Below are 21,536 nucleotides of genomic sequence, written 5' to 3' on the forward strand. Positions count from 1 at the left end.
TCAACCAACAATAACCACGAAAGAACCCGCACATGAGCCAGAACGAAATGGTCCTCCAGCAGCTCGACCAGGGCTTGCTCACCATCATCATGAACCGTCCCGACCGGCGCAACGCGCTCAATCCGGACATGACGCGTGGTCTTGTCGAGGCGGCGCGGCGCGCGACCGAGGATCACGAGGTGCGCGCGGTGCTGCTGAAGGGCGCCGGCGGCACGTTCTGCGTCGGCGGCGACGTCAAGTCGATGGCGGAGGGGCGGGCGCCGCTGTCGTTCGAAGCCAAGATGGTCAATCTCCGCCGCGGCATGGAAGTCTCGCGCATCCTGCACCAGATGCAAAAGCCCGTGGTGGCGCAGGTCGATGGCGCCGCGGCCGGCGCCGGGCTCTCGATCGCGCTCGCCTGCGATCTGCGGATCGCCAGCGCGTCCTGCAAGATCACGACGGCGTTTGCAAAGGTCGGACTGTCCGGCGACTACGGCGGCACGTATTTTCTCACCCAAATGCTCGGCAGCGCCAAGGCGCGCGAATTGTACCTGACCTCGCCGGTGCTCAGCGCGCAGGAGGCCTACAATCTCGGCATGGTGACCAAGGTGGTGCCCGACGCGGAAGTCGAGGCGGTCGCGTATGACCTGGCGCTGTCGCTGGCGCAGGGCCCGTCGATCACGCTCGGCTACATCAAGCGCAACATCAACAACGCCGAGACGATGTCGCTGGAAGAATGTTTTGACGCCGAGGCGATCCACCATTCGCGCTCCGGCGAGACCCTCGATCACAAGGAAGCGGCAAAGGCGTTCGTCGAGAAGCGCAAGCCCGTGTTCCAGAACCATTGAGGTAGTGACATGGCCGGGTATATGAGGCTGCGGCAGATCTGCCTGGTGGCGCCGAAGCTGGAGCCCGTGATCTCGGACATTGCCGCGATCATGGGGCTGAACGAGTGCTTCCGTGACGGCAACGTCGCCAAATACGGCCTGGAGAACGCGCTGCTGCCGGTCGACACCATCCTGCTCGAAGTGGTAGCGCCGTTCCAGCCGGGCACCGCGGCGGGGCGCTTCATCGACAAGAATGGCGGCCGCGGCGGTTATATGGCGATCTTCTGCTGCGATGACCCGGATGCCTACGGCAGGCGCGCCAACGAGATGGGCGTGCGCACCGCGAACGTGATCACGCACGCGCCCTATCACGGCGTGCAACTGCACCCGCGCGATTGCCGCGCCGCCTTCATCGAGTTCAACCACACCGAAGGCAGCGACGACATTCTGGGACCCTATCCGCCGGCCGGCCCCGACTGGCAGAAGTCGATCGCCAAGGATGTAACGCTGGCGCTGACCGACGTCGAGATGGAAAGCCCGGAACCGGAGGTGCTGGCCGCGCATTGGGGCCAGATCATCGGCGTCGCCGTGAGCAAGAACGCGAAGGGCGAGCCGGAGCTGAAACTGCCCAATGCCAGCTTCCATTTCGTCAAGGGTCCGGCCGATCTGATGAGCGGGCTGACGTTCAAGGTTGCCGATATCGCCAAGGTGCGGGATGCGGCCAGGGCGAAGGGCTGCAAGGTGACCGGGGACGGGTTTGATCTGTGCGGGGTGAGGTTTAATCTCACGGCGTGATTGACGCGCGTTCACCCAGTCGTCATGCCCGGGCTTGTCCCGGGCATCCACGTCTTTAAAGTCCAGCGCAAAGCAAGACGTGGATGGCCGGGTCAAGCCCGGCCATGACGGAGATAGGCGCATCCCCCATGCCGCATCCGCTCGACAGTTTCTTCGCGCCCGACAGCATCGCGCTGATCGGCGCCTCGCGCGATCATGAGAAGATTCCGGGGCGGCTGCTGTCGATGCTGCGCAAGAACGAGTATCCGGGCAGGATCTATCCGATCAATCCGAACTATCCCGATATCGACGGGCTGCGATGCTACAAGACAATCGCCGAGGTCGGCGCGCCGGTCGATCTCGCCATCATCATCATTCCCGCCCCCGCCGTGGTGGGCGCGCTGGAGCAGTGTGCCGCGGTCGGCGTCAAGAATGCCGTCATCATTTCCTCCGGCTTTGCGGAGGAAGGCGGCGACAGCGTTGTCATGCAGGACAAGATCGTCGCGATTGCGAAGCGCACCGGCATGCGGATTTCAGGTCCCAATGCCGAAGGTTTCCTGAGCGAAGTGCAGAAGGTCGCGGCGACCTTCAGCCCGACTGTCGACGTCAAGCCGGGTCATGTGCCTGTTGTCGCGACCACACGGCGGATCGCCATTGTCGCGCAAAGCGGCGGCATCGGTTTTGCCATCAAGCATCGCGCCAAGGCGCTCGGCGTTGCGATCAGCTATTGCGTCAGCGCCGGCAATGAAAGCGATCTCGGCGCAGGCGAATTTCTGGATTACATGGTGCAGGATGCTTCCACCGACGTCATCCTGCTGTTCATCGAGGGCATCCGCGACGTCGACAAATTTCTCGCCGCTGCGCGCCGCGCCGCGGAGATGCGAAAACCCGTCATCGTGACAAAAGTCGGCCGTTCCGGCGCGGGCGAGCGTGCGGCGGCCTCGCACACCGCCAGCATGGCCGGATGGTCGGCGGCCTATGACGCGGTGTTCGCCAAGTATGGCTTTATCGTCTCCAACGATCTCGACGAAGCGGTGACGATCGCCGCGGTGCTGACGACGAACCCGCTGCCGAAGGGCGACCGTGTCGCGGTGCTGACCGTGTCCGGTGGCGGCGGGATCTGGGGCGCCGACACCGTCTCAATGCAGGGGCTGAAGGTTCCGGAACTGTCGCAGGCCGTCCAGAATCAGATCAAGCAGTGGATGCCGTCCTATGGCGCCGCGGGCAATCCGATCGATGTTACCGCACAAGGCGTCAGCAGCGGCGGCCTGCAGAAGACCATCGATCTGCTCGCCGTCTCCGACGAAGTCGACGCCATCCTGGTGGTGCTGTCGCTGTCGAGCGAGGTGCGGATGTGGTTCAAGGAGGCCGAGCTGAAGCCGGTGATCTCGGCGCAGAACAAGCCGATCGTGTTCTATTCCTACACGCTGCCGTCGGCATTCGCGCGCGGAGAACTCGCAAAATCCGGCGTCGTGGTGCTGTCGGGCCTCACGCATGTCGGCGTCGCGATGCGGGCTCTGGTGGAGTATTCCAATTTCAAGCTGGCGGCGCTTGCGGATATGGCGACAGTGCCGTCACGCGATCTATCCGCGCATCTGACATCACCGGCGCTGTCGGAGTTCGACAGCAAGTCGCTGCTGCGGGATGCCGGCATTGCATTGCCGGACGAGATGCTGGTGACCGAGCGGGGCGAACTTGATGCCGCGATCGCCCGCGCGGGCTTTCCGCTGGTCATGAAGATCCAGTCGCGCGACATCCCGCACAAGAGCGAGGTCGGCGGCGTCCGCGTCAACATCACGACCAAGGGCGAGGCGTTTACTGCCTACGGCATGCTGCTCGACAGCGCGCAAAAACACCGGCCGGATGCCGCGATCCAGGGCGTGCTGGTCGGGCCGATGGCCAAGAAGGGCGTCGAGATCATCGTCGGCACGCTGACGGACAAGATTTTCGGGCCGGTCATCATGGTCGGCCTCGGCGGCATCACCACGGAATTGTTTCGCGACGTGATCTACCGGCCGGCGCCGGTGAGTGCGGAAGAGGCGACGGTGATGCTGGGGGTTCTGAAGGCAGCGCCGCTGCTGAACGGGTTTCGTGGCGCTGCTAAGGCCGATGTGGCTGCATTGTCGCGGTTGATTTCAGAGCTGTCGGTGCTGGCGGCGCAACATGCGAGTGAGATTTCGGAGATCGAGATCAATCCGGTGCTGGTGCACCCGGAGGGGCAGGGCGTGACGGTTGTCGATGCGTTAGTCGTACGCAAGAACTAACAGCATCGTCGTCCCTGCGCTTGCTTCCCTCTCCCCTTGTGGGAGAGGGTGGACGCGATGCGCAGCATCGCGGACGGGTGAGGGGTTCTCTCCTCACGGTAAGATGCGGGTGAGGATAGAGACCCCTCATCCGGCGCTTCGCGCCACCTTCTCCCACAAGGGGAGAAGGAAGAAGAGATCACCGCCCCTTGAAGTTCGCGACCCTTCGCTCGGCCGTGGCCTTGACGCCTTCCTTGAAGTCTTCGGTGGCGCGCAGGCGGGATTGTTCGGCGAGTTCGTGGTTGGTCGCGGCCAGCACGCGGTCGGCGAGGCCGGCGCGCATGGTGGCGCGGGTCGAGAGCAGGCCGAGCGGTGAGCATTCGGCGATTTCAGCTGCGAGCTTCATGGCCTCAGTGCGCACCTGATCCTGCGGCACGCAGAGGTTGGCGAGGCCCATTTTGGTGGCCTCCTCGCCGGTGATGCGGCGGCTGGTGTAGAAGATCAGTTCCGCGTTGTTCTTGCCGACGAGTTCGGGAAGCGTCGTGGTCAGCCCGAAGCCCGGATGAAAACCGAGTTTGGTGAAGTTGGCGGCAAAGCGCGCCTCCGGGCAGGTGACGCGGAAGTCAGCCGATACCGCAAGACCAAGGCCGCCACCGATGGCTGCGCCCTGGACCGCCGCGACGACCGGCTTCTTGGCGCGGAAGATGCGCACCGCGTGCAGATAAAGACTGTTGATCGAACCGAGGCTGTCGGCGGGATCGCCCTTTTTGGCTGCTGCCGCCTCGGCGGCTTCCTGCTCCTGCCGCTTTGGATCGCTGAAATTGGCGCCGGCGCAGAACGCCTTGCCCTGGGCGGCAAGAACCGACGCGCGGATCTCGATATCCTGATCGAATTCCTCCAGCGCATCCGCGATCTGGTTGATCAGCGAAATGTCGAAGAAGTTCAGCGGCGGCCGCTGGATTTCGATCAGGCCGACATGGCCGTGCTTCTCGACGCCGATATCCGTGTATTTTGCCATTTTGTTTCCTCGTTGAATGAACGCAAGCCAGGCCGCGCGCTAGCGCAAACCAAGCCCGCGGGCGATGATGCCGCGCAGCACTTCGGTGGTGCCGCCCTGGATCGTCAGTTTCGGTGCGGTCTTGATCGCGAACGAGAGCTGGTTTTCCAGCGTCTCGCGGTTGGTGGCGGTTTCCTCGACGAATGCTGCGAGGTCGCGCACCCGGTGCGGCAGCGCCTGTTCCCACACCGTGCCGATGTCTTTGACGATGGAGGCTTCCACCACCGGCTCCTTGCCGGCCTGCAGCATGCCGGCCACCGACACCGACATGCGCCGCATCGTGTGCAACTGCGCCACCAGGCGGCCGATGCCTTCGGCGCTGCGGGTATCCGGGTTGTTGCCGACGGCGCGGACCAGTTCGGTCAGCACGTAATAGGTTTCCAGAAAACGTTCGGGGCCGGATCGTTCATAGGCGAGCTCCGAGGTTGCCTGCTTCCAGGCACCGTCGACTTCGCCGAGCACGTGATCTTCGGGGACGAAGAAGTCGGTGAAAACAACCTCGTTGAACTCGTACTGGCCGGTGATCTGCTGGATCGGGTTCACCTCGATGCCCGGCTGCTTCATCTTGACCAGAAACTGCGTCAGGCCGTGGCGGCGGTTTTCTTTCGTGGGCGGTGACGTCCGAAAGATCGCGATCATGTAGTCGGCGATATGCGCCGACGAGGTCCAGATCTTGGTGCCGTTGATCAGGTAGCCGCCGTCGGTTTTGGTGGCGCGGGTTTTGGCCGCGAACAAATCGGAGCCGGAGTTGGGCTCGCTCATGCCGATGGCAAAGCAGACCTCGCCGCGGCAGATGCGCGGCAGGATGTCCATCTTGATGTTCTCGGGCGCGTATTTCAGCAACACCGGGCCGCTCTGACGGTCGGCAACGAAGAAGCGCCGCGTCGGCGCGTTGGCGACGCGCATCTCTTCGGTGACCACATAGCGTTCGAGGAACGAGCGCTCATGGCCGCCATATTTCTTCGGCCAGGTCATGCCGAGCCAGCCCTTGGCGCCGACCCGGCGGGAGAATTCCGGCGCGTCGGTGTCTTCGCGGTTGGGCTGGTGCGGATCGAAGGTGCCGGCGGCGATCTCCTCGGCGAGAAAGGCGCGCACTTCCTTGCGAAGCTGTTCGCATTCGGGCGGCAGGCGGATCGGATCGAAACGGAGGGCTGCGGTCATGGTGCGTCTCTATGCAGGCAAACGGTTGAGAAAATCAGCGCGAGGCCACCAGCGGCCACAATTCATCGGCGCCGCGGTTGGCCACCAGTCTGCCAAGCTCGACCGCCCAGTAGCTTTCCGAGCCGAAATCGTCGCGCCATCCCAGCGCCCGCAGCGAGTAGCGATGCAGAATGTGCTCGCTGGTGAAGCCGATCGCGCCATGCACCTGATGGGCAATGCCGCCGCCCTTTTCAGCTGCTTCCGAGCAGCGGATTTTGGCCGATACCGCTTCGAGGAACACTTCGTCGTTGAATGAAGCGGCGTTGGCGATGGCATCTGCGGCCGAAGTCGCTGCAGCCAGCGCCGCGGCCGACTCGCCCGCGAGCCGCGCCAAATTGTGCTGCACCGCCTGGAATTTCGAAATCTTCTTCTCGAAGGCGACACGCTCGTTGGAATAGCGGACGGAAATTTCCAGCATCGATTCCAGCGCGCCGGCGATCTGCAGGGAGCGGGCGACGCCGCCCATCAGCATCAGATGGGTCTGCTCAAAACCTTTCGGCGCCGGCTTGGTCGTCACCGGCTGCACCTTGTCGAAGGTCACGGTGTCGCTGTGATCGCCACCGAGGCCGAGGCCGGAATCGATCCGGCACTTGGCGGCTTCAACGAGCGCGATCGAGAGACCCTTGGCATCGCCGGCGACAACCGCGATGTGCTTGGCGGCTTTCGCAAACGGCACGCCGCGGGCCTTGCCCGACAGGCTGCCATCGGCATTGAGCGTGATGCGGTCCTTCGGGCTTGCGGGCGCGACCGTCATTTCGCCGTCGGGCGAGGAGATTTTCGCCTGCGCCAGCAGCCATCCCGCCAGCATGGTTTCGGCCAGCGGTACCGCGACCGCAAAACGTCCGGCGGCGCTGAGAACGGAAAAGCCTTCGGCAAGGCTCGCGCCCGAACCGCCGCAATCCTCCGGCACCCAGGACAGCGGCAGGCCGGATTCGCTCAGCGCCTGCCAGAGCGGGGCCTTCCACGCGCCGTTCTTGTCGCGATTGATGGTTTGGGCGTCGGCGAGATCGGCGAAGATCTTCTCCGCGGTCTCGGCAACGATGTTCTCACTCTCCGCCACAGCGTTCCTCATCTTGATTGGCTCAGTCTATTGGCACTGGGCCCGGCTGTTCCGCCGGCTTCAGGTGCGGTCTTTTCTTGCGCTTTATGATGCGGAAAAGCCATAGCCCTGACAAGCGCTGCCCGCAGGGCCGCCTGCGGCGGCGGCATACAGAGCGACAGGCGAAGAATAAATTCCGCGCGACGGATTTCCTCGATTTGCAGGGACTTTGCCGCGCGATATGGTAGACGCGGAAATAGGCTCGAACAAAGTTTCAAAACAAAAAGAGGAAATGCGGATGTCGAAGGATGGTTTGTGCGCGATCGTAACGGGTTCGGCATCCGGCCTTGGGGCTGCGACCGCGGCCATTCTGGCCAAGGGCGGTGCGCGTATCGTCGTCAATTACTCCAACAGCAAGACCGAGGCCGAAGCGACCGCTGACCTCTGCCGCACGGCGGGCGCCGAAGTCATCGTGGTGCAGGGCGACGTCTCGCGCGACGAGGACTGCAAGAAGATCGCCGCGGCTGCCGCATCCTGGGGACGGCTTGACGTCCTCGTCAATAATGCCGGCACCACCAAGCATGTGCCGCACGACAAGATGGATGATCTGACGGCGGAAGATTTCCAGCGCATCTATGCCGTCAACACCATCGGCCCGTTCCAGATGATCCGCGCCGCGCGCGCGCAGCTCGAAGCGGGCGCCAAGGCCGCCGGGCGGGCGTCCGCCGTGGTCAACGTGTCGTCGGTGGCCGGCATTTCCGGTGGCGGCTCGTCGGTCGCCTATGCCGCGAGCAAGGGCGCGCTCAACACCATGACGCAATCGCTGGGGCGCGCATTGGCGCCGTTGATCCGCGTCAATACGGTATGCCCGGGCTACATCGATACGCCCTGGTTCACCAAGGGCCGCGGCGAGGCCGGCGCCAAGGCGGTGCGGGATTCGGTGATTGCGAAGGTGCCGCTGAAGACGGCCTCAACGGCCGAGGATATCGCGCAACTGGTCTGCTTCCTCGCCTCGCCGGCGTCGGGACAGATGACCGGCGAATTCGTGCGCATGGACGCGGGGATGCATTTGGTTTTGTGAGGATGCAATCATTTGTCGTCCCGGCCTTCGCCGGGACGACGGATAGTTTTTCTATCTGTTACCCGGATCCGAAATCACGCGGCTGGCGACCAGCCGATTCCAGATGAACAGCACGATCAGCGCGCCGATGGTGGCGGTGACGAAGCCGGCGCCCTGGTTGGCGCTGTAATAGCCCATCGCCTGGCCGATGAAGGTCGCGAGAAACGCGCCGGCGATGCCGAGCACCGTGGTCAGGATGAAGCCGCTCGGGTTGTTGGGGCCGGGCGAAAGCAGGCGCGCGATAATTCCGGCGACAAAGCCGACGACGATGACCCAGATAATGCCACCCATGGCGATGGTCCTTTGCAATGTTCTATGAGGGAGAATGCGGCGCGCGAGCGCGCCGCGGTATCAAAGCCGGCCTGAGATTTCGTTCTCGTCCGGCAGCCTTCCGTCCGGCGTCAGGTGATTGATCACGTCGGGCAGATACTGGCTGAGACCCTGCAGCAGATCATCGCGCGACATGCCGGTCTGCGAGGACAGCGATTCGATCTGATCGGCGCCGAGCGCGCTGGCGAGATCGCCCGGTGCGATCTCCTTGTTGGGGCCGTTGCTGACCCATGAACTCGCCGCGTCGCCCTGGCCCTTCTCCTGAAACTGCTTGAGCAGGTCGCCGAGACCGCCACTGAGGATGCTGCCGGCGGCGCCGCCCGCGAGCAAGCCGCCGAGGCCGCCCTTCATCAGATCGCTGAGGCCGCCTCCGCCCATGGCGTTACCCAGGCCGCCGGGCAGGCCCGCAGTCACGTTACCGGGCAGTTTCGGCGGGGCAGAAGGCGTCGACGGCGCTGCACCGGGCTGACTGCCGCCGAAATGTTTCACGGCTTTCCAGGCCAGCAGGGCCAGGATCGCCATGGTCATCGGCGACATGCCCTCCTTGCTGTCCGATTGCGCGTTCGGGTTGCCGGGGCCGCGCGGGCCGTTCTGCATGCCGTTGAGTATGTCGAGTAAACCCATGGTGGTCTCCTGCAGCGTGGTCAGCCCCCGGGCGAAACATAACGGTGGCCCATGACGGTTACAAGGCGCGCCCGGATAAGCGTTTGCGCCTTCGATAGGCACCGGGTGCCGGTTCTGCTATCGAAGGGCCGGCAATAGAGACAATTGAAGATGAACGCAGGCCGAACGATTGGCGTGGCGGGCGCGGGCAGCATCGGCTGCTTCGTCGGCGGCATGCTGGCGGCCGGCGGCCGTCGTGTCGCCTTGCTGGCACGAGCGCGCGTGATCGCCGAAATCGAGGCCAAAGGCCTGCGGCCGACGAGCTTTGAAGGTTTTGACCGGACGATCGAAGCGACGGCGCTGAAATTGTCGGATGACCCGTCGATCTTTGCGGATGCTGGCGTTGTGCTGGTCACGGTCAAAAGCGCCGATACCGCTGACATGGCGGATATCATCGCACGGCACGCGCCATCAGATGTCATTGTCGTCAGCCTGCAGAACGGTGTCGGCAATGTTGCGGTGCTGCGCAATCGCTTGCCCGGTCGGCGCGTGCTCGGCGGCATGGTGCCGTTCAATGTGATCACCGCGGGCGAGGGGCGGTTTCATCGCGCCACCTCGGGCGACATCGTGATCGAACAGGACGACGCCGGTACCGCCGAAAAGCTTTCAGTGCCCGGATTGAACATGCGCCCGACCGCCAATATCGACGGCGTGCAATGGGGCAAGCTGCTGCTCAATCTCAACAACGCGCTCAATGCGCTGGCCGATCTGCCGCTGCGCCGCCAACTCGCGCAACGGCCCTGGCGGCGATTGTTTGCCGACCAGGTGACGGAAGGATTGGCGGCGATGCGCGCAGAGGGCATCAAGCCGGTTTCGCCGACGCCGCTGCCGGCGGGCTGGATGCCGCCTTTATTGCGTTTGCCGGATATGATCTTCGAAGCCGTGCTGGGGCGGACGATGAAGATCGATCCCGAAGCGCGCTCCTCGATGTGGGAAGATCTGCAACGCGGCCGCCGCACCGAGATCGACTATTTTCAGGGCGTCATCACCGAGATCGCCGAGCGGCGCGGGCTGGACGTGCCGCTGTCGCGCCGGGTCGTCGAACTGATCCGCAAAGCCGAGGCCGCCGGCCAGGGTTCGCCGGGGCTGACACCGGATCAGATCCGCAGATGAAGCGGTTGGTTGCCTTGAAATGGCGCCGATGCGCGCGAGTTTTGCCGGGGAGCGTTCACTGGGAGAAGCGGCATGACACCGACACGAACAGCCTCTCTGACGATCGCCGCTTTTCTTGGCTGGCTATCCGTGCTTCCCGCGTATGCCGTGCCGCCCGTTGCGACGCCGTCGCCGGGCTATGAGGCGCGGCTGCAGGAGCAGCGGGCCGCCGCGGCGCGTGCCCACAGACCGGTCGCGCCAGTGCTAAAGCCGCCGCGCCGGACCAAGCGCGCCCGGTGAACTGATCGTGTTGATGCGAGGGTGATTGCGGATTGATGTTGTCGTCCCGGCGAAGGCCGGGACCCATACGCCGCGGCTCGTGTTATTGGAAAAGGAAGACAATAACCAGCCTGCAAAACAACGATCGCTGGTGGGTATGGGTCCCGGCCTTCGCCGGGACGACGGAATACATCAGCCCCGCTTCGGCTTGGCCGGCGGCGGGTTGCTCGGCGTCGGGTTGAACAGCTTCTTCAGATCGTCGATGCTTTGCGACAGTCGCGGCCATTCGCAGGAGAAGGAATCTTTCTTGCAGTTGGAAGCCTTGATGCGCGCGGCCTGCTTGACCGGGCTTGCCACCGGCACAGGGATTCTTTCGACCTCGGTTCGCAACGCCACCTGCTGCACGGCGCGCTGCGATTCTTGCTCTTGCTGCTGTTGTTGCTTGGCCGTCAAGGCCGCCGCGATGTTGCTGCGGCGCTGGCTTTCGAGATAGGCGGTATATTGCTGGTCGATCTTCTTCTGCTCTTCCGGCGTCGGGTTGGGCCCCGCGATGTCGAAGGTCCGGTCCTGCATGAAGTCGTAATAGGTGTAGCCGCCGCCAGGCTTGCGGCGGCCGGCGAACTTCGCGTTGCATTCGGCAAGCGCTGACGTCCTGTCTTCCTTGGTCTTCGCCTTCTCGGCGGCGTCAGCGCAAGATTCGAAATCGACCGGCGTGCCGCGCCACCACTGCGCATGCGCATGCACCGGGCCCAGCACGACGAGGCCGGCGACGGCTGCGATAGCGGGCAGCGATGATAGTGACGCAATCACGGACGGAGTTTCCTCAACAACGCGAGTTCCAAAGTTGATTTGCGGTCATGGATTAAACGGATTGTCGCCATTTTGACAGGGCTTGTCACCCCCGGAACCCGCTGATTTTCCAGCGCTGATTTCTTGCCTGTGATCGATGGAACCGACCGGCGGTGCGTTGGAATTTATTCTGGAAATTCAACGCGAAAGCGGTTTGGACCGTTGGGCGGAAGCCGGCCGGAGGCGGCTTGCGCCGCAGTCACCCCTGTTGACGCATTGTGGCAGGACTTTGCCATTTATTCCCAGCGCCGGCCCGGCGCGGTTTCGCCGAACATCGTGCACCAATGAAGGGGCGAGTTCACATCTGATGAAAATCCGCTCGACCGGCCGCCCGATTTTCCGGCGATCTCCTGCGATGCCGATTCCGATACAGCCCAATGGAATAGAATTTGGGCATACCAATCTGTGCAAAAAGGTATTTGATTGCCTGAGTTTAGCGCTATCAAAGATGTCCGCGAACAAGAAGAAGCATCAGGGGAAACCAACTGCATGAGCGTCACCATTGCCATGGATAGCGTGCCAAAGCCGGCGTCTGACTTAATCGAGGCATTCAGGAGCGCCTCGACGTCGATCATCAGCGACAACCTTGCCCGGCTGCCGGGCGCCGTGGGGTTGCGGCCGTTCCATCGCAGCAGCAGGCTCGTGGGCGTTGCCTTTACCGTCCGCACCCGGCCGGGCGACAATCTGGCCATTCACAAGGCGCTCGAACTGGTTGGACCCGGCGACGTGATTGTGGTCGATGGCGGCGGCGACGAGAGCCGGGCACTGGTCGGCGAGATCATGAAGAACATCGCTGAGTATCGCGGCGCTGCCGGCTATGTGATCGACGGCGCGATCCGCGACGTTGCCGCGTTCGCCGCGTCCGACTTTCCGTGCTTTGCCCGTTCGGTCATTCATCGCGGCCCCTACAAGAGCGGCCCCGGCGAGATCAACGTGCCGGTCTCGATCGGCGGGTCGGTGATATCGCCGGGTGATATCGTGGTGGGAGACGAGGACGGCGTGGTGTCCTTTCCGGCCGCGATCGCACCTTCGTTGCTCGAGGCGGTGCGCGCCCAGACCAGGCGAGAAGAGGAAACGTTGGTAGCGATCCGCGAAGGGCGCTATCAGGGCTCCTACGGCAAATCATGATCGAGACGCAACGGACATTGGGACAACTGACGTTGAGGAAGCGACGATGAGTCAGAGGGACGAGTTTCACAATCTGGACAACCCGGATGACGGCCTGTTTCGCGATCTCGCGCCGGGCCTCACCACGCGCATCTTCGCCGGCGAGCAGGCCATGCTGTCGGTGGTGACGCTGGCGCCGCATTCGCAAGGCACCCTGCATCATCACCCCGAGGAGCAATGGGGCGTGCTGCTCGAGGGTTCGGCCATCCGCGTACAGGGCGAAGAGGAGATCGCGGTGAAGAAGGGCGATTTCTGGCGCACGCCGGGAAACGTGCCGCACACCATGCGCGCCGGGCCGGACGGTGCCCGCGTGCTCGATATCTTCAGCCCGCCGCGGCCGGAGTACAAAAAGCCGGGATCGGGTTTCGGTAATCAATAGCTCTGCGAAACAAAAAACAAACGCAGCAATAATCAGGGGGAGAGAAATGAAGAAGATCACGAGACGGTCGATGCTGGCGGCGTCGGCCGCATTCACTTTCGCGCCGTCGCTGGCCTTGGCACAATCGGCGAAGAACTTGACGCTGGTGGTGCCATTCCCGCCGGGAGGCTCGACCGACGCGCTGGCGCGGCTGCTGCAGTCTCATTTGCAGACCAAGCTCGGCCGTATCGTGCTGGTGGAGAACAAGTCGGGCGCCGCCGGTTCGCTTGGCGCGACGCAGGTCGCGAAAAGCCCGCCGGACGGATCGTCGTTTCTGGTGACCTTCGATTCGCATGCGGTGATCCCGGCCATCCTCGAAAAGCCGCAGGTCGACGTCGAGCAGGATCTGGTGCCGGTGTTCCTCGTCGGCACCGCGCCCTATGTGATCGCGGCGAACGCGAGCCGGCCGTTCAAGAATTTTGCCGATGTCGTTGCAGCATCGAAGAAAGAACCCGGCTCGATCAAATACGCCTCCGTCGGCATCGGCACCCTCGGCCATCTGGCGATGACGATGCTCGCCAAGCAGGCCGGCGTGGAGATCACGCATGTGCCGTATCGCGGCGGCGGACCGGCCATGAACGACGTGCTCGGCGGACACGTCGACCTGATCGCGGGATCGGCGGCGCTGATCATGGCGCAGTTGGGGACCAATACGCTTCGCCCCATCCTGCAGCTGGGGCGCGAGCGGATGCCATCGCTCCCGGACACGCAGACGGGAATCGAAGCCGGCTACCCCGATTCCGAGACGCTGGCCTGGTGGGGCATTTTTGCGCCCAAGGGTACGCCGCCTGATGTCATCGATGGCCTCGCAAAGCCGGTCCGCGAAATTCTGAGCGAGCCCGCGGTCGCGGCGCAGCTGCGCGAAACGCAGCAAATGACGCTGCTGCTGGCCGACGCCAAGGATTTCGGCACGTTCTTCGCCAAGCAGGTCAGCGCCTGGGGCAAGGTCGTGCGCGAGAACAACATCAAGGCGTAAGGCCCGGTATTCATCTTCCTGATTTTTCGGGACGCGATCCGGCGGCCCGCCTGGCAGGGGCGGCTGCGGCGGCTGCCGCAACGTGCCCGTATGATCCCGGACTATCCCAAAGACGCATAGGAAAAGCGGTCGACTCGTGGCGAAGTTCCGGGAACCGCGCCAACCTTTATGGCTTCCGCGCGTTGTCAGACTACGAAAGTCACCGTTTCGGAGATCGTTGTGAACAGCACACTCACGTTGAAGCCCCGTCCCAGCAATACGGCATTGATCGCCTGGCAGTTCACCGGGCAGCCGCTGTACGAATGGCCGAGCTGGGTGCAGTCGAGCTGCTCGCTTCAACGCGGCGACGACGGACAACTCGAGCTTCGACACGAGCGACGGAGCGGCGCGCAGATCGTCTATCTCGGAGAGTGGCTGGTCCACGATCTCGACGGCGGCATCTGCTTCTACACCGACGCCGAAATCCGCAAAGAGTTCGAAATCACCTGAGCGCTATTGACGCAGCAAACTTCGCGGCGAAGTGTGAACCACGCAACAATCAGCCACAATCTATGGGATTATAGCTGTTGTCACTCACCCAGAGGGGCAATGCTGAAATTTCGAATCGCATTTTAAGGAACTGAGACGACTCAACTGGCGCCCCTCTCCTCGCAGCATTTTCCTGATTGGAGAAACGTGATGGCAACAGAAGTGAATGTCCAGCCCGGCCATGGCAAAGCTGGCCGTCATCCGACAAGGCAATTTCTCGATACGCTTTCCGGGCACGACGATCCCGGCATGTTCGGTCGGATGTTTCCGACCCTCGATCCGCTGGCGGTCGATGACAAGCCGCTGCAGGAACTCGCCGACGCGATGAAAGACCCGAACCCCGGCGACCCCGCCGGGAACAACACCAAGGTGCCGGCCGGCTTCACCTATCTCGGGCAGTTCGTCGATCACGACATCACGCTCGATCTGACCTCGTTCGGCGACAAGGAGGCCGATCCCAATGCGGTGGAAAATTTCCGCACGCCGGCGCTCGATCTGGACAACGTCTATGGTCTCGGTCCAGATGGCAGCCGGCAGCTTTACGCGCGCAATCCCGGCGACCTCGACGGCAAGACGCCGGGTCCAAAACTCCTGATCGGCAAGACGATCAACGTGCCGCTCGGTGGCGTGACCGGCGATCTTCGCAACGATCTGCCGCGCAGTCCCGAAGGCTTTGCGCTGATCGGCGATCACCGCAATGATGAAAACCTCGTCGTCGCGCAGACGCATCTGGCGATGCTGAAATTCCACAACAAGGTGTGCGATCAGCTGGCGGCGAAGGGAACGCCGGTCGGCGAGATCTTTGCCGAGGCACGCCAGATCGTGACCTGGCACTATCAGTGGATGGTGCTGCACGATTTCGTCGAGCGCATCACCGAAAAAGGCATCGTCGCAAAAATCCTCGAGCAGGGCCGCCGCTTCTACCGCTTCAGGAAGACGCCCTACATGCCGGTCGAGTTTTCCGCGGCCGCCTACCGGATCGGCCACAGCATGGTGCGCGAGGTCTACAGCCACAACCGCATCTTCACGCCCGGCGGCGGCGGAATCCCGGCCACGCTCGACCTGCTGTTCAAGTTCACGGGACTGTCCGGCGGCATCATCGGCGATCTCGCGCCCAATCCGCCGACCCCGCCGCTACCGCTGCCACTGCTGTCCAGCAACTGGATCATCGACTGGCGGCGCTACTTTGAAGTGCTGGCCACCAATCCCGCTGACGTCAGGCTCAATCCCTCGCGCAAGCTCGATCCGTTCGTGGTGCCGCAACTGCATACGCTGCCGGGCGGCGGCGGCAGCCTGCCGTTCCGCAATTTGAAGCGCGGCGTGCTGCTCGGATTGCCGTCGGGACAGGATGTCGCCAAGGCGATGCGGATCAAAAACCCGCTGACTTCGGCCGAGATCGCCAAGGGCACCGACGGCGCGGTGGCCAAGAAGCATGGCCTGCACGAGCATACCCCGCTCTGGTACTACATCCTGAAAGAGGCCGAGCAACGCGGCGGCGGCGAAAAACTCGGACCGGTCGGCGCCACGATCATCGCCGAAGTCTTCGTCGGCCTCGTGCATGGCGACCGCCAGTCGTATCTGTGGCTCAAGGGCAAGAACTGGAAGCCGACGCTGCCTTCGAAGACGCCGGGCGATTTCACCATGGCCGATTTGCTGCGGTTCGTCGGCGATGTCAGCCCGATCGACGGCATTTCGACGGTGTAGCGGTAAAATCACCGATGAATCCTGCGATTGCGTTGTAAATCACGGCGCGATCGCAGGCTGGCGATCAGGCTTCCGCTCTGGTATGGAATCGCGATACCCGCCCGATTCAGCGGGTTCGCGGTCCCGTAGCTCAGCCGGATAGAGCGACGGTTTCCTAAACCGTAGGTCGCATGTTCGAGTCATGCCGGGATCGCCAACGCTCAAATGCAAGAAACCCAATAAATACAGGCGTTTTTCGCCGTACGCACTCTGTTCGGGCGTGAAATGGAGACTACGAAGGCCATTACGCCCAGTACACGCTATTACAATGGGTTACGCCCAGTACCGTCTGCTCCATGCAACACCGATGCAACACGGAAGAGGCGCTTTGTTCGTCATTCGTCCAGCGCCCGATCGCTCGGTCGGCGAGTGCCGCATCCGGCGCCGTATGCGTTGAGGACGACATTGATGCTGTGTGCCATCCCTCCCTGAAGTGGCCAGACGTTATTCAGGGAAGCTACCGCAGGGGCGCAAAGTTGCGGATGTGTTCCCTAATCGCTTTCAATATCATCCCTCATCTTCAGTCGTGCTCGCGATAGACGTGACATCACCGTACCTACCGGAACGTCGAAGACCGTGGCTGAATCCGCGGGTTGCTGTACATAGACGCCCTTCAATTGCTTGCTCAACTCCCCGAATAGCAGCGCAGCGTTCTCTTGGCGGTCGCGGTCGAGGACCTTATCCTACGCAGATGCGGCGAGCGTCCCGAGCGTCCCCGTCGGAACCTTAATGTCGCGACTTTCCCGGGCACGAGAGAAGCTTCTGCAACTCATGAAGATAGGGACGGACTCGCCATATCTTGGAAAGCCGAAGCTGCGGAGGGTCAATGAGCAGGCCCATAACGGGTGATGATCTGCACTCATACGACGATGGTCTTCTGAACGCCGTGAGGCGTGCCGAGGTTGCCGATTATCTTGACGCCCATCCGGATGTGGCTCGGCAGATCGACGGATATTTGAACCAACGAGCGATGCTTAGCGCGGCCTTGGCACCGATCGCGGAAGAGCCGCTGCCGACGGCCCTTAACTTGTCGCGCATATTGGAAACAAAACGCAGACGGCGCGCCTGAGCTAAGGGCCCACAGTCCTCCAGGATGGGCTCCGATCGCGGGATAGCCTTACGGCGGGTTGAAACCTCAGCAATGCCACGGTGCGTGCCCCCAGCGAGGAAAGCGACCGGAACTCAGCCCAGTACCTTCGTCTGGATTTTCTTCATTGCCTTGTCGTCGTCTTCTCGGGCATCGAACAAGTGCCCGTAGGTGTCGAAGGTAAGTTCGATCGATGCATGGCCCATCATCGTTTGGATCTTCTTCGGAGAGAAGTTCGCGTCGATCCAAAGTGATGCGCAAAAGTGTCTGAATGCGTGCATGCCGAATTTGGCGCGAGCTTTCACCACCTTCCTGCCATCCTCGGTCGTCGTGGTGGTCCTGATGACGATGCCAGCCTCGATCTGCATGGGTCGCAGGAAGCGATTCATGATGTTGGCGAGGTTCTGCACAGTGCCGGTTAACGAAGGAAAGACGAGATCGAGGTCGCTGCGCGGGCATCGCAGTTTCCATTTCTTGAGCTCGAGCGCGAGTTGAGCCACAAAGCGCACGTCCCTCGTGCCAGCTTCGGATTTCGGCTTCGCGATGCGTCCCCATTTGTCCGCGCGCTGTCTGACCGTTAGGATGTGCGTTTTCAAGTCGATATCGCTCCAGGTGAGCGCTCTCAGCTCGGACGCTCGCAGCCCGGCAAAGATCAGTACGAACACCATGACGAGATGATCTTGCCAGGCCATGGTCGTCGTGGCGATCATCGTCTTCATTTCCTCCATCGTCGGCATGGGGGGCCGCTTGTAGTCTCGCTTGGCGTGCTTGTAAGGGGTAAGCGCGATCGGGTTACTGACGACCCAACCCTTGCTCTGCGCGTAGCGGAAGATCGCTCCTGCATTGATCCGCACGCGGCGAACCATGTCGCGCGAACGGCACTGGTCCAACAAACTCTCGTAGAAGTTCTTTGCGTCGACCGTCGTCATGGCGGCGAGCTTGTAGTGTCCGATGAAGGGATTGATGTGGTCCTTGACGCGTTGGCGGTAAACGTCGAGCGTCGTCTTTTCGAGTCCGTTGCGCTCGCAGTCCTTCAGCCACTCATGCGCCGCCTCTTCGACCGTCTTGGAGGCAGACGCCGCGACATGAGTGCCGGCGGCGGCGATGGTCGCGGCGCCGGTGATCGGCGGTTGGTCGATGGCTAACTCCCGCGAACTCGTCGAGAGCGTCTCGTCCGCGCTTGAGCTGCCGCTGACCGAGGTGACCGGTCACATGCGTTTTTTGCGTGAGGAGGGTTTGGTCACGACGGGTGGAAGGGGGATTACGGCTCCGCGCATGACGCATCAAGACGCCGCGTCGCTCATATGTTCGCTCTACGGCGCGGCGTTGATGAAGGACGGCGTGACGAGCGTGAAGGCGTTGAAGGCGCTCCCCGCGGTATCGCAGGGCGTGCGGCGCCCAGCCGCTTACAGTCACGCGGGCGGCCGCGCCTACGACGGGCGCGTAGATCTCCTCGGGAGCGAGCCGCAGGCCGGCGTAGTAGCAGGTCTCGCGGCGGCCCTCCGGCTGCTGGGTCGCGGGAACGAATTCATCCGCTACGCGTCCCACCGCTTTCCGGAAGCCCAGCTGAACGTGAGATTCAGCGTCCAATATCCGCAGCATTTTGCGTCTCTGACCGTACGGTTCGTCGGTGTCTCCGACATCTGGACCTTTGGGCAACGTGGGAAGCCACGAACGAGGAAGACGTCAGCCTGTGACGAGGTCGGCTTGACCGAGATCGCGAAATGCTTGGAGGCGCCATGAGCGGCGACGCCAAGCTGGATCTGCTCAAAGGAGCCGACCAGATATCGGATTTCATGTTCGGGACGAAGGAGGAGAGGCGGCAAGTCTACCACCTCGCCGATCACCATTGTTTGCCGGTGATCAAGATGGGCAAGAAGCTTTACGCCCGAAGGTCGTCGCTCGTGCAGTGGCTCGCGGATCGGGAAGGGAAGGCAAGCCGAGATCCATGATCCCAGCTTCAGAGGTCCAATGTTTGACGTGCGAAGCTGTGGAAGACTTCTTCGATAAAATGGGTCGGCTTTCCTAAGGATAGCGCCGGGGGCACGATGACGGTCGAAGCTAGAAATCCCTGTGAAGGTATGTCGAAATGCGAGGTCCAGGCATTCGAACGGATTGCCTTCGGAGCGCCTCCGCGCTGTTCGGCAGGGACCATCGCAAACCTTCTCAACGCCGCTCTCATCGAACGGCACGAGGTGATACTCGCGGTAGATCGTCTCGGACCGGTCTTCAATACGAGTACTCGGTGCCGATCGCGATCCATTTTCAATGGTGCGAGTATAAATCCAGGCCGAAAGCGAGAAGCCGCCGGGTGAAGATGGCGGCCGTGGCGTCGGTCGATGGCTTGCCGCTGTTCAAATCCTAGCGTGGTCTCAACTGGGTTGAGGTGTCGCAGAAGGCAAAACCGCCGATCTCAGCAGTTGACAGCTTTCCTCTAGAATGGACCGGTGCAGTCCAGCTTCGGATATTTGCGTCACGCGCTTCGCCGGCAAGAATCGCTTCATTTCCGCCAGGAATGCCTGTGCCGTCGCTTCGGTGGACAGCTCGGTCAGGCGCTGCGAAGCCTTTTCCTCGACCTCGAGCGTTCCATAATCGCCGAACTTCTTGGCGACGATTCCGCGATCGGCTTTTGCTTCCAGGCGGTCCTGGAGAAACCATACGTCCCATACATCGCGGAATTTGAGTGCGGTCCGGGCGGTGAGCGCCACTGCCTTGTCGGCCAGTATTTCGTCCGGCGTTTCCACCGTCAGGATGACATCGTCGACCTGCACTAGTCCCGGCGTGGCGCGTACCGGCATGGGCTTCGTGGCGTAAGCGGGAACGTTGGCGAACTCGATCTTGATCCGCGACTTCGGGGCGTTACGGATCGCCTCCACAGGCACGATGATTTGCCAAGCCGCGACGTTGACGCCGGACTCCTTGACGAGATCGGGATGTGGAGGCTTCTTTAGCGATATCTGTGCGGCATCGATGCCAAAATCGCGGCTGAGGGTCTTTTTCGTGGTTTCCAGGGCCGCTTCTATGAGTGTCTTGAACTCGACATCGCTGAAGTAAGATCCGGACTTACCGCAGACGAAATCCAGATCCTCGCTGTAGCGTTCTCCATCGTAGCAGAGGCGCAGGGCCGTGCCGCCCTGAAAGACCGCGTGCCGCAGAATGCCCGCTTCGGACATCGCGGACAGCAGGTGCAGATGGATGGCCTCCTTCACGAGATTCTGCTCCATCTCCGCCGCGATGCCTTGGCGGCGCATGAATTCTTCGATGGAGCTCTTAAGCGTGGACGCCTTGCGATTCATGGCTTTGCTCCTCGGCGATGGCATCTGCCAGGGTATCTTCGTCAATGAGGTCGACGTTTCGTCCGACACGGCGAAGATCGCGCGCGGCGCAACGGATCGTTGCCTCCAGCGTACCGTCGTCCCCGCGATAGACGTCCGCGCCGAGATCGATACCGCGGCCGGTGTGCGTGAATTCGACGATGCCCCAAGGCGTTTCGAACGTACCTGAGGATCCCGTGGTCATGCAGGTCAAAGCCGTCGCGACTTGCGAAATGGCCCCTGCCTCCGACAGCTTGGTCTCAAGACTGACGTAGCTGATCTCTCTGGGACGCAGGAAGCGGATCAGGCCACGCCGAAGGTCGGAGGGTAGCGAGCGCGCCGAAGGATTGACGTACGTTCCTCGGGCCGCCCGCGTGAGCACGCCTTGGTCGGCAAGCCGCTTCATCATGAGCTTGATGTATCGCGGGTCGTCTTTGCCAAAAAGACTGCCGAACGAGCAGGGTGTGAAAGCCCACACGCCCGAACGATCCGCCGCGTTCAGTTTTTCAACCAATTCTCGTCTTTTCATGTATAATACAATAGTTATCAAAAAAGATAACTTCAAGGCAGCTCATGGGATTGCTTTGGAATTAAATCAGATATAGGTTATCAAAAAAGATATCTTAGAAAATCGATATCTCGTTCGGTTAGCGGATCGTTTGCGACTTGAGCGTCCACGGATGCGGCGCCGAGGCTATAAAACAAGGGGTTTCGTGAGATAATGACGGCATCGTTTCCGACCATTTCCGGACGATGGTAGATCACCACGATGAATGCAGCCGCATCAGGCTCGACGTTATGGCCGCGCGCCGGCGCCTCGCTCGAGCTGCTGCAGATCGAACGACCGGCGG

23 protein-coding genes, 1 tRNA gene and 1 pseudogene are annotated in these 21,536 nt (G+C 62.2%); 16 read left to right on the top strand and 9 right to left on the bottom strand.

The window, feature by feature from the left end:
- Positions 1-32: 32 nt before the first annotated feature.
- The 3 genes from JQ558_RS06630 to JQ558_RS06640 all read left to right on the top strand — a co-directional run bounded on the left by JQ558_RS06630 (position 33) and on the right by JQ558_RS06640 (position 3,844).
- The gene (locus JQ558_RS06630) at positions 33-827 is read left to right on the top strand and encodes an enoyl-CoA hydratase (protein WP_212293158.1); all 795 of its coding nucleotides are present in this window, start codon (positions 33-35) and stop codon (positions 825-827) included.
- A 9-nt stretch (positions 828-836) separates the two neighbouring features.
- Positions 837-1,601, top strand: a complete 765-nt coding sequence (locus JQ558_RS06635) for a hypothetical protein (protein ID WP_212209750.1) — start codon at positions 837-839, stop codon at positions 1,599-1,601.
- Between the two features lie 128 nt (positions 1,602-1,729).
- A complete protein-coding gene (locus tag JQ558_RS06640) occupies positions 1,730-3,844 on the top strand; it encodes an acetate--CoA ligase family protein (RefSeq protein ID WP_212293159.1) in 2,115 nt (704 codons plus the stop codon).
- A gap of 178 nt (positions 3,845-4,022) precedes the next feature.
- On the opposite strand, the gene JQ558_RS06645 is transcribed toward JQ558_RS06640, so the two are convergent.
- Genes JQ558_RS06645 through JQ558_RS06655 form a run of 3 tightly spaced genes read right to left on the bottom strand, consistent with a single transcriptional unit; the run spans position 4,023 to position 7,140 of the window.
- Positions 4,023-4,841, bottom strand: coding sequence for an enoyl-CoA hydratase/isomerase family protein (locus tag JQ558_RS06645; protein ID WP_212209748.1), 819 nt, complete (start codon positions 4,839-4,841; stop codon positions 4,023-4,025).
- A gap of 39 nt (positions 4,842-4,880) precedes the next feature.
- Positions 4,881-6,041 (bottom strand): acyl-CoA dehydrogenase family protein, encoded by a 1,161-nt coding sequence (locus JQ558_RS06650; RefSeq protein ID WP_212209747.1) that lies wholly within the window; start codon positions 6,039-6,041, stop codon positions 4,881-4,883.
- 34 nt (positions 6,042-6,075) lie between these two features.
- Positions 6,076-7,140, bottom strand: coding sequence for an acyl-CoA dehydrogenase family protein (locus tag JQ558_RS06655; RefSeq protein WP_212293331.1), 1,065 nt, complete (start codon positions 7,138-7,140; stop codon positions 6,076-6,078).
- A 277-nt stretch (positions 7,141-7,417) separates the two neighbouring features.
- Here JQ558_RS06655 and JQ558_RS06660 point away from each other — a divergent pair, with 277 nt between their 5' ends.
- Positions 7,418-8,200 carry an SDR family NAD(P)-dependent oxidoreductase gene (locus JQ558_RS06660; protein ID WP_212276860.1) on the top strand — a complete coding sequence of 261 codons (783 nt, stop codon included), beginning with the start codon at positions 7,418-7,420 and terminating at the stop codon, positions 8,198-8,200.
- 51 nt (positions 8,201-8,251) lie between these two features.
- Here JQ558_RS06660 and JQ558_RS06665 read toward each other — a convergent pair whose 3' ends face one another.
- Both JQ558_RS06665 and JQ558_RS06670 read right to left on the bottom strand, forming a co-directional pair.
- On the bottom strand, positions 8,252-8,530 hold the full coding sequence (locus tag JQ558_RS06665) for a GlsB/YeaQ/YmgE family stress response membrane protein (RefSeq protein ID WP_212209745.1): 279 nt from the start codon (positions 8,528-8,530) through the stop codon (positions 8,252-8,254).
- A 60-nt stretch (positions 8,531-8,590) separates the two neighbouring features.
- Entirely contained in the window at positions 8,591-9,193 is a 603-nt protein-coding gene (locus JQ558_RS06670; RefSeq protein ID WP_212275304.1) for a YidB family protein, read from the bottom strand.
- Positions 9,194-9,343: 150 nt separating this feature from the next.
- On the opposite strand from JQ558_RS06670, the gene JQ558_RS06675 reads away from it, so the two are divergent.
- Together JQ558_RS06675 and JQ558_RS06680 are read left to right on the top strand one after the other, a co-directional pair.
- The gene (locus JQ558_RS06675; RefSeq protein WP_212293160.1) at positions 9,344-10,345 is read left to right on the top strand and encodes a 2-dehydropantoate 2-reductase; all 1,002 of its coding nucleotides are present in this window, start codon (positions 9,344-9,346) and stop codon (positions 10,343-10,345) included.
- 72 nt (positions 10,346-10,417) lie between these two features.
- Positions 10,418-10,624 carry a hypothetical protein gene (locus JQ558_RS06680; protein WP_249142365.1) on the top strand — a complete coding sequence of 69 codons (207 nt, stop codon included), beginning with the start codon at positions 10,418-10,420 and terminating at the stop codon, positions 10,622-10,624.
- Between the two features lie 171 nt (positions 10,625-10,795).
- Here JQ558_RS06680 and JQ558_RS06685 read toward each other — a convergent pair whose 3' ends face one another.
- The gene (locus JQ558_RS06685) at positions 10,796-11,413 is read right to left on the bottom strand and encodes a hypothetical protein (RefSeq protein WP_212293161.1); all 618 of its coding nucleotides are present in this window, start codon (positions 11,411-11,413) and stop codon (positions 10,796-10,798) included.
- A 528-nt stretch (positions 11,414-11,941) separates the two neighbouring features.
- On the opposite strand from JQ558_RS06685, the gene JQ558_RS06690 reads away from it, so the two are divergent.
- The 8 genes and pseudogenes from JQ558_RS06690 (at position 11,942) to JQ558_RS06720 (ending at position 17,353) form a co-directional block, all read left to right on the top strand.
- Positions 11,942-12,580 carry an RraA family protein gene (locus JQ558_RS06690; protein WP_212293162.1) on the top strand — a complete coding sequence of 213 codons (639 nt, stop codon included), beginning with the start codon at positions 11,942-11,944 and terminating at the stop codon, positions 12,578-12,580.
- A gap of 46 nt (positions 12,581-12,626) precedes the next feature.
- On the top strand, positions 12,627-12,998 hold the full coding sequence (locus tag JQ558_RS06695; protein WP_212209740.1) for a cupin domain-containing protein: 372 nt from the start codon (positions 12,627-12,629) through the stop codon (positions 12,996-12,998).
- Between the two features lie 46 nt (positions 12,999-13,044).
- Positions 13,045-14,013 carry a tripartite tricarboxylate transporter substrate binding protein gene (locus JQ558_RS06700; RefSeq protein ID WP_212209739.1) on the top strand — a complete coding sequence of 323 codons (969 nt, stop codon included), beginning with the start codon at positions 13,045-13,047 and terminating at the stop codon, positions 14,011-14,013.
- 219 nt (positions 14,014-14,232) lie between these two features.
- Positions 14,233-14,502 carry a hypothetical protein gene (locus tag JQ558_RS06705; RefSeq protein ID WP_212275313.1) on the top strand — a complete coding sequence of 90 codons (270 nt, stop codon included), beginning with the start codon at positions 14,233-14,235 and terminating at the stop codon, positions 14,500-14,502.
- 189 nt (positions 14,503-14,691) lie between these two features.
- Positions 14,692-16,245 (top strand): heme peroxidase family protein, encoded by a 1,554-nt coding sequence (locus tag JQ558_RS06710; protein WP_212209737.1) that lies wholly within the window; start codon positions 14,692-14,694, stop codon positions 16,243-16,245.
- 119 nt (positions 16,246-16,364) lie between these two features.
- Positions 16,365-16,441 (top strand) — tRNA-Arg (locus JQ558_RS06715).
- A 484-nt stretch (positions 16,442-16,925) separates the two neighbouring features.
- Positions 16,926-17,133: pseudogene (locus tag JQ558_RS37120) on the top strand (sigma factor-like helix-turn-helix DNA-binding protein); the annotation flags it as partial.
- Positions 17,111-17,353, top strand: coding sequence for an anti-sigma factor (locus JQ558_RS06720; RefSeq protein WP_212293163.1), 243 nt, complete (start codon positions 17,111-17,113; stop codon positions 17,351-17,353). The pseudogene JQ558_RS37120 and the gene JQ558_RS06720, both read left to right, overlap by 23 nt.
- Before the next feature lie 113 nt (positions 17,354-17,466).
- Here JQ558_RS06720 and JQ558_RS38080 read toward each other — a convergent pair whose 3' ends face one another.
- Positions 17,467-18,510 carry a tyrosine-type recombinase/integrase gene (locus JQ558_RS38080; RefSeq protein WP_312014969.1) on the bottom strand — a complete coding sequence of 348 codons (1,044 nt, stop codon included), beginning with the start codon at positions 18,508-18,510 and terminating at the stop codon, positions 17,467-17,469.
- Here JQ558_RS38080 and JQ558_RS06730 point away from each other — a divergent pair.
- Entirely contained in the window at positions 18,476-19,114 is a 639-nt protein-coding gene (locus JQ558_RS06730) for a hypothetical protein (protein ID WP_212293165.1), read from the top strand. The genes JQ558_RS38080 and JQ558_RS06730 overlap by 35 nt on opposite strands.
- On the top strand, positions 19,111-19,323 hold the full coding sequence (locus JQ558_RS06735) for a DNA-binding protein (protein ID WP_249142366.1): 213 nt from the start codon (positions 19,111-19,113) through the stop codon (positions 19,321-19,323). Before JQ558_RS06730 ends, JQ558_RS06735 begins: the two co-directional genes overlap by 4 nt.
- Positions 19,324-19,743: 420 nt before the next feature.
- Here the strand turns inward: JQ558_RS06735 and JQ558_RS06740 are convergent, their stop codons facing one another.
- Both JQ558_RS06740 and abiEi read right to left on the bottom strand, forming a co-directional pair.
- Entirely contained in the window at positions 19,744-20,667 is a 924-nt protein-coding gene (locus tag JQ558_RS06740; RefSeq protein WP_212293167.1) for a nucleotidyl transferase AbiEii/AbiGii toxin family protein, read from the bottom strand.
- Positions 20,642-21,214, bottom strand: a complete 573-nt coding sequence (abiEi, locus tag JQ558_RS06745; RefSeq protein WP_409410498.1) for a type IV toxin-antitoxin system AbiEi family antitoxin — start codon at positions 21,212-21,214, stop codon at positions 20,642-20,644. Before abiEi ends, JQ558_RS06740 begins: the two co-directional genes overlap by 26 nt.
- Positions 21,215-21,536: the final 322 nt, after the last annotated feature.

Source organism: Bradyrhizobium sp. AUGA SZCCT0160 (assembly GCF_018130105.1).
In the GTDB taxonomy this organism is placed as follows: domain Bacteria; phylum Pseudomonadota; class Alphaproteobacteria; order Rhizobiales; family Xanthobacteraceae; genus Bradyrhizobium.